Raw genomic sequence first — 5,508 nt, 5'->3', positions numbered from 1 at the left:
CGCGCTTCCGGCAGGGGCGCCCGCCCGGTTTCCGGGCGGGCGCCCCTGGATAGGGGAGGGGGACCGGCGCTCAGGAGGGGGTGCGATGGAACGAACCTCCGTGGACTGGAGCGCGGTCGGAGCGGTTCAGCTCGCTCCGGACCTGCGTGTACGGCGCGTCGGGTTCGGTGGCGCGTGGCTCACCGGCCCCGGGACCTACGGCCCGCCGCCGGACCGGGACGCCGCCCGCCGGATCGTCCGCCGCGCGGTGGACGCCGGGGTCCAGTTGGTCGACACCGCCGACTGCTACGGACCGGATATCAGCGAGACCCTGATCGCCGAGGCGATCTTCCCCTACCCGACCGACGTCGCCGTGTGCACCAAGGGCGGCCGCATCGCGCTCGGCGACAATCGCTGGCACGCCGACGGCAGCCCCGAGCACCTGCGCCGCGCCTGCGAGGGGAGCCTGCGGCGGCTGCGGAGGGAACCCATCGACCTCTACCAGCTCAACGCCGTCGACCCGCAGGTGCCGATCGAGGAGTCCCTGGGCTGCCTCGTCGAGCTCCGCGAGGCCGGCAAGATCCGCAACATCGGGGTGTGCAACGTTACGGTGCCGCAGCTCGCGCAGGCCGGAGCGGTCACCCGGATCGCGTCGGTCCAGGACCGCTACGACCTGGTGACCCGCGGCAACGACGATGTGCTGGCGGAGTGCGCCCGCGAGGGGATCACCTTCCTTCCGTGGTTCCCTCCCGCGAACGGGATGCGCGCGGAACCCGGCTCGCCACTCGACCGGATCGCCTCCGCCCACCGCGCCACACCCGCGCAGGTCGCGCTCGCCTGGCTGCTGCGGCGCACACCGGTCACCCTTCCTCTGCCGGGGACGGCGGACCCCGACTGGTGGGAGGAGGACCTGGACGCGCTCGCCATCCGCCTCACCGAGGACGAGGTCGGCGAGTTGAGCGAGGCGCCGGCGGGGTGACCGCCTGCGGACGCCCGTTCCGTGTGGTTCAGCCCGGCAGACCGAAGCCGCGGCGCAGCAGGAGGTCGAAGAGCCGTTGAGGGAGCAGCACCCGCAGGGCCGGTAGCCATGCCGCCCCGATGCCCGCCCCGTAGCGGAACCGGGGTGAGCGCGCGGAGGCGGCTTTGACGACCACCGCGGCGGCCTTGCGGGGGGCATCCCCCTTACGCAGGCCCTCGTGCAGGGTGCGCCGGGCGTTCTCTCGCAGACCGTCGTAGTCGGCGACCGTCGGAGTGGATCGTGTGGAGGTCGCGACGATGTTGGTGGCGAACGCCCCCGGCTCCACCAGCGAGACGGCGATACCGCGGTGTTTGACCTCGTGACGCAGTGCCTCGGTGTAGCGGGCCAGTGCCGCTTTGGAAGCGGCGTAGAACCCTTCGCCCGGTTCCCCGACCCAGGCGGCCAGCGAACCGACGTTGATGATGCGTCCCTGCCGGCGGGCGCGCATGCCGGGCAGGACGGCGTTGGTGACGCGCGCGACCCCGAAGAGGTTGACGGCGAACACCGCCTCGGCCTCAGTCAGGGTGGTCTCCTCGGCGAAGCCCTCGTGCATCAGGCCGGCGTTGTTGACCAGCACGTCGATACCTCCGCAGCGGGACAGCACCTCCTCCACACCCCGGGTGACCGAGGCGCTGGAGGCGACGTCCATCCGCAGCATCCGCACACCGTGTGCGTCAGGGCGTTCGTGCCGGCTCGTGCCGAAGACCTGGAAACCCTCCGCGGCGAATAGGCGTGCGCACGCGCGGCCGATTCCGGAGGAAGCCCCGGTGACCAGGACGGTTCGGTGCTCGGAGGACGGGGTGGGAATCATCTGCGGCTCTCCGGCGTGGACGGCGCGGCCGTTGGTGTCTGCCCGGCCCCGGGGGCTCAGTGCCCGCGGGGCGCGTACATGATGACCGCGACCCCGAGCAGGCAGATCAGGCGCCGATGATGTCGAAGCGGTCGGGCCGGAAACCGTCCATCACCATGCCCCACGCCAGGGATCCGGCGACGAACACCCCGCCGTAGGCGGCCAGGATCCGCCCGAAGTGCGCCTCGGGCTGCAGGGTGGCCACGAACCCGTACAGACCCAGGCCGATCACCCCGGCCCCGATCCACAGCAGGCCCCGGTGCTCGCGCACCCCCTGCCAGACCAGCCAGGCCCCACCGATCTCGAACAGCGCGGCCAGGACGAACAGCAGGACCGATCGCAGGATCAGCACGCCGGGCTCTCCTCAGTCTCCAGGCCGGCCCCAGCGGCGCCGGACACCTCGGCAAGCAGGCTCTGCGCCTCCTCGGGCGCGCGTATTTCCAGATGTACTGCGCCATGGTCCACGTGCAGGGTGAAGGTAAAGAACGCGCAGCACTCCCGCTCGGCGACGGCCAGCCCGGCGGCCTGTGCGGCCCGCTCCGCCGGCAGGGTAAGGCGCAGCCCGCCCGGGATCTCCTGGCGGCGGGCGCCGCGCAGCAGCCGCCGCCATTGCGTGAGCCGTTCGCCCATGCCCTGGTCATCCAGCGAGCATGCCACCGCGGGCGCCCCGCGCGAGTCGGGCTGGAGCACTGTCAGCGCTGGGGGCCGGCGGCGATCGTGCGCCGGGTCGAGGAATCCGCATTCGGGGTCGCAGCGGCCCGGCCGGTCCGGCAGGGCATCCAGGTGCGCCAGCGCCCCGCGCAGCATCGCGGTGAAGGCGTCCAGTTCGGCGCCACGGGCCTGTGTCCGGGCGATCCGCTCTGCGATGCGTGGCCGAAGCGAAGCCTTCACCTCAGCGCACGCTCCGTTCTGCCATACTCCCAGCAGCTCGGCGATCTCCGCCAGCTCCAGGCCCAACCGCTTGGCGGTGGTGATGAACGCCAATCGCTCCACGGCGTTCTCGTCGTAGAGCCGGTAACCGGCCGCCGAGCGCCGGGCGGGCAGCAAACCTCGGTCCTCGTAGTAGCGCAGCGTAGAGGTCGCAACGCCGGAGCGCTCGGCCAACTGCGAGATCCGCATCGTCTCCACGGCTTCAACGCTAAACCTTCAACCCGGCTCGAAGGTCAAGCACCACCGCACGCCGCTCGCACCCCAGAGAGCGCGTCTCACGGAGGCCACCGCGGATCACCGCTGAGTGAGGTCGTGCGCCCGTCCCGCAATCGTGGCACATTCCCCGGAAACGGACAGTTGTCCCTCCCGCCGCTCCCAAGGCGGTACGTGGCCCGGAGACCAGGTGGTGACCTGGGACTGAGATAGTGGATGACCGTGATCGAACAGGACACGCCCATGATCACGGTCATCGGACTGGACGGGGAACGGCTCGGCGAGCAGGCCTTCGCGGCGATCGCCGAAGCCACCTGCGTGGCCGGTGCCGAAAGGCACCTGGACGCCGTCGCACTCCCGGACGGCGCCCGGCGGTTGCCCATCAGGAACCTGGCTGATGCGCTGAAGGAGCTGCTCGCCTGGGAAAAGGGGCCGGCGGTGGTTCTGGCCTCGGGCGACCCGGGATTCTTCGGGATCGTGCGCGCCCTGCGGGAACAGGGGACCGATCCCAGGGTCCTCCCGGCGGTGTCGTCGGTGGCCACCGCGTTCGCCCGAATCGGGCTGCCCTGGGACGACGCGGTCGTGGTGTCCGCGCACGGGCGTGCGGACCAGGGCCGGTCCGCACGCAGGGCGCTGGCCGCCGCCTTGGCGCACCCGAAGGCCGCCATCCTCACCGCGCCCGGCGCGGCCGAGCCCGGCGCGTTCCTGCCCGACCTGCTGCGCGCGGACCGCGAGGTGTACGTGGCCCAGCGGCTCGGAACCCCCGACGAGGCGGTCACGCGGGTCGCGAAGACGGCGGACACCGAGCGGGAATGGGCCCGCCCCAACGTCGTGCTGGCCGTCGACCCGGACCGGGCGATCGCCCCCGCGATGACCTGGATGCCCGGCCACCAAGGGGCGCCGGACGGCTGGGCGCTGCCGGAGGAGGGGTTCGAGCACCGCGGAGCGATGATCACCAAGTCCGAGGTGCGCGCGGTCGCCCTCGCGCACCTGGCGCCGCGCCCCGGAACCGTGGTGTGGGACATCGGGGCGGGCAGCGGCTCGGTCGCCATCGAGTGCGCCCGGTTCGGCGCGTACGCCGTCGCCTTCGAGAAGAACCCGGGCGACTGCCGACGCATCCGGCGCAACGCGCGGGCGCACGGCGTCGTCGTCGACGTGCATGAGGGAAGGGCACCGGAGGTGCTGGCGGAGATGGCGGGCCGGCCGGCCCCCGACGCGATCTTCTTCGGCGGGGGAGACGACGCCGTCGTCGCCGCGGCGCTGCGCCATCACCGGCCGGACCGCGTTGTCGCCGCCCTCGCCTCCGTGGACCGCATCTGCCCGACGCGCGACGCGCTGGCGGCGGAGGGGTACACGGTCTCGGGCACCCAGTTGCAGGCGTCCCGGCTGGCCGGGCTGCCCAACGGGTCGCTGCGGCTGGCCGCGGCCAACCCGGTGACCCTGGTGTGGGGCGTCCGGGGCGGTCGGCCGGGCGGAGCATGACCGGATCCCCGACCATTCCCAGTAACCGTCCCCGACCCGAGAGAAGAGAAAGGCGCACATGAACGGCATCGGCGTCATCGCCGTCACGGCACGCGGCCGGGCGGCCGCCGAACGACTCGCCGGGGCATGGCCCGGCGAGGTCCGCATCGTCACCGGTGAGCGCCCGGCCGACGCCTTGCGCGCGGCGTTCACCGAGTGCGGGGCGGTGGTGAGCTTCCTCGCCATCGGCGCCACCGTCCGGGTCGTGGCTCCGCTGCTCGGCGACAAGACCACGGACCCGCCCGTGGTCTGCGTCGACGAAGGGAAACGGCACGCCGTCGCGGTCCTCGGCGGGCACCACGGGGCGAACGAGCTCGCGCACCGCGTCTCGGAGGTGCTGGGCAGCAGTCCGGTCGTCACCACCGCCAGTGACACGGTCTCGGTGACACCGCTGGACTCCTACGGGGACGGTGCCGGCTGCGTGGTCGAGGACCGCGCTCCGCTGGCCGCGGTCGGCGCCGCGCTGCTCTCCGGTGAGCCGGTCCGGACCGAAGGCGCCGGTGAGTGGCCGCTTCCGCCGCTGCCGGACAACGCCGCACCGTCGGTACCGGAGAAGGAGGCGGCCGCCGTCATCCGCGTGACCGACCGCACCGGCGGCACGGGCGCATCCGGCGTCCCCGTGCTCACCTACCGGCCGCCGTCGCTCGTCGTGGGGGTCGGCTCCGCGCGCGGGGTCACCGCGGCCGAGATCGGCCGGCTGGTCGACGAGGCCCTGGAGGACACCGGGCTCTCACCCGTCTCGGTGCGCGAGGTGGCCACGGTCGACCTCAAGGCGGACGAGGAGGGGATCCTGGCCGCGGCACGCGAGCGCGGCTGGCGGGTCCGCACCTACCCGGCCGATGAGCTGAGCGCCGTCCGGGTGCCCAACCCCAGCGAGGTCGTGCGCGCCGAGATCGGGACGCCCAGCGTGGCCGAGGCCGCCGCGCTGCGCGCCGCCTCCGATGCCGGGTGCGGCGCCGAACTGGTCGCCGCCAAGCGCAAGTCGGCCAACGCCACG

The 5,508-nt window shown here is 73.1% G+C and carries 5 protein-coding genes and 1 pseudogene; 3 read left to right on the top strand and 3 right to left on the bottom strand.

Translation table 11 applies throughout. The features are described 5' to 3' along the window. Nucleotides 1-85: 85 nt before the first annotated feature. Entirely contained in the window at nucleotides 86-958 is an 873-nt protein-coding gene (locus VS93_RS25885; RefSeq protein ID WP_046472466.1) for an aldo/keto reductase, read from the top strand. Nucleotides 959-986: 28 nt separating this feature from the next. Here VS93_RS25885 and VS93_RS25880 read toward each other — a convergent pair whose 3' ends face one another. The 3 genes and pseudogenes from VS93_RS25880 to VS93_RS25870 form a co-directional block, all read right to left on the bottom strand. Further along, the gene (locus VS93_RS25880) at nucleotides 987-1,808 is read right to left on the bottom strand and encodes an SDR family NAD(P)-dependent oxidoreductase (protein ID WP_046472465.1); all 822 of its coding nucleotides are present in this window, start codon (nucleotides 1,806-1,808) and stop codon (nucleotides 987-989) included. A gap of 56 nt (nucleotides 1,809-1,864) precedes the next feature. Then, a pseudogene (locus tag VS93_RS25875) lies at nucleotides 1,865-2,199 on the bottom strand (YnfA family protein). After that, complete coding sequence (locus tag VS93_RS25870; RefSeq protein ID WP_052746010.1) at nucleotides 2,193-2,966, bottom strand: MerR family transcriptional regulator; 774 nt, start codon at nucleotides 2,964-2,966, stop codon at nucleotides 2,193-2,195. The pseudogene VS93_RS25875 and the gene VS93_RS25870 overlap by 7 nt, the downstream one beginning before the upstream one ends. Before the next feature lie 240 nt (nucleotides 2,967-3,206). On the opposite strand from VS93_RS25870, the gene cbiE reads away from it, so the two are divergent. Both cbiE and VS93_RS25860 read left to right on the top strand, forming a co-directional pair. Beyond that, the gene (cbiE, locus tag VS93_RS25865) at nucleotides 3,207-4,472 is read left to right on the top strand and encodes a precorrin-6y C5,15-methyltransferase (decarboxylating) subunit CbiE (protein ID WP_201776766.1); all 1,266 of its coding nucleotides are present in this window, start codon (nucleotides 3,207-3,209) and stop codon (nucleotides 4,470-4,472) included. 58 nt (nucleotides 4,473-4,530) lie between these two features. Then, nucleotides 4,531-5,508: cobalt-precorrin 5A hydrolase (locus VS93_RS25860; protein WP_046472463.1), on the top strand; the 978-nt coding region annotated here is incomplete at its 3' end.

This window comes from Allosalinactinospora lopnorensis (assembly GCF_000981225.1).
GTDB lineage: Bacteria > Actinomycetota > Actinomycetes > Streptosporangiales > Streptosporangiaceae > Allosalinactinospora > Allosalinactinospora lopnorensis.
This window is presented reverse-complemented; position numbering and strand designations above follow the sequence as displayed.

Coding starts and splice junctions, on each gene's coding strand:
- VS93_RS25885 (WP_046472466.1), top strand. CDS start 86: ATGGAACGAACCTCCGTGGACTGGAGCGCGGTCGGAGCGGTTCAGCTC.
- VS93_RS25880 (WP_046472465.1), bottom strand. CDS start 1,808: ATGATTCCCACCCCGTCCTCCGAGCACCGAACCGTCCTGGTCACCGGG.
- VS93_RS25870 (WP_052746010.1), bottom strand. CDS start 2,966: ATGCGGATCTCGCAGTTGGCCGAGCGCTCCGGCGTTGCGACCTCTACG.
- cbiE (WP_201776766.1), top strand. CDS start 3,207: ATGACCGTGATCGAACAGGACACGCCCATGATCACGGTCATCGGACTG.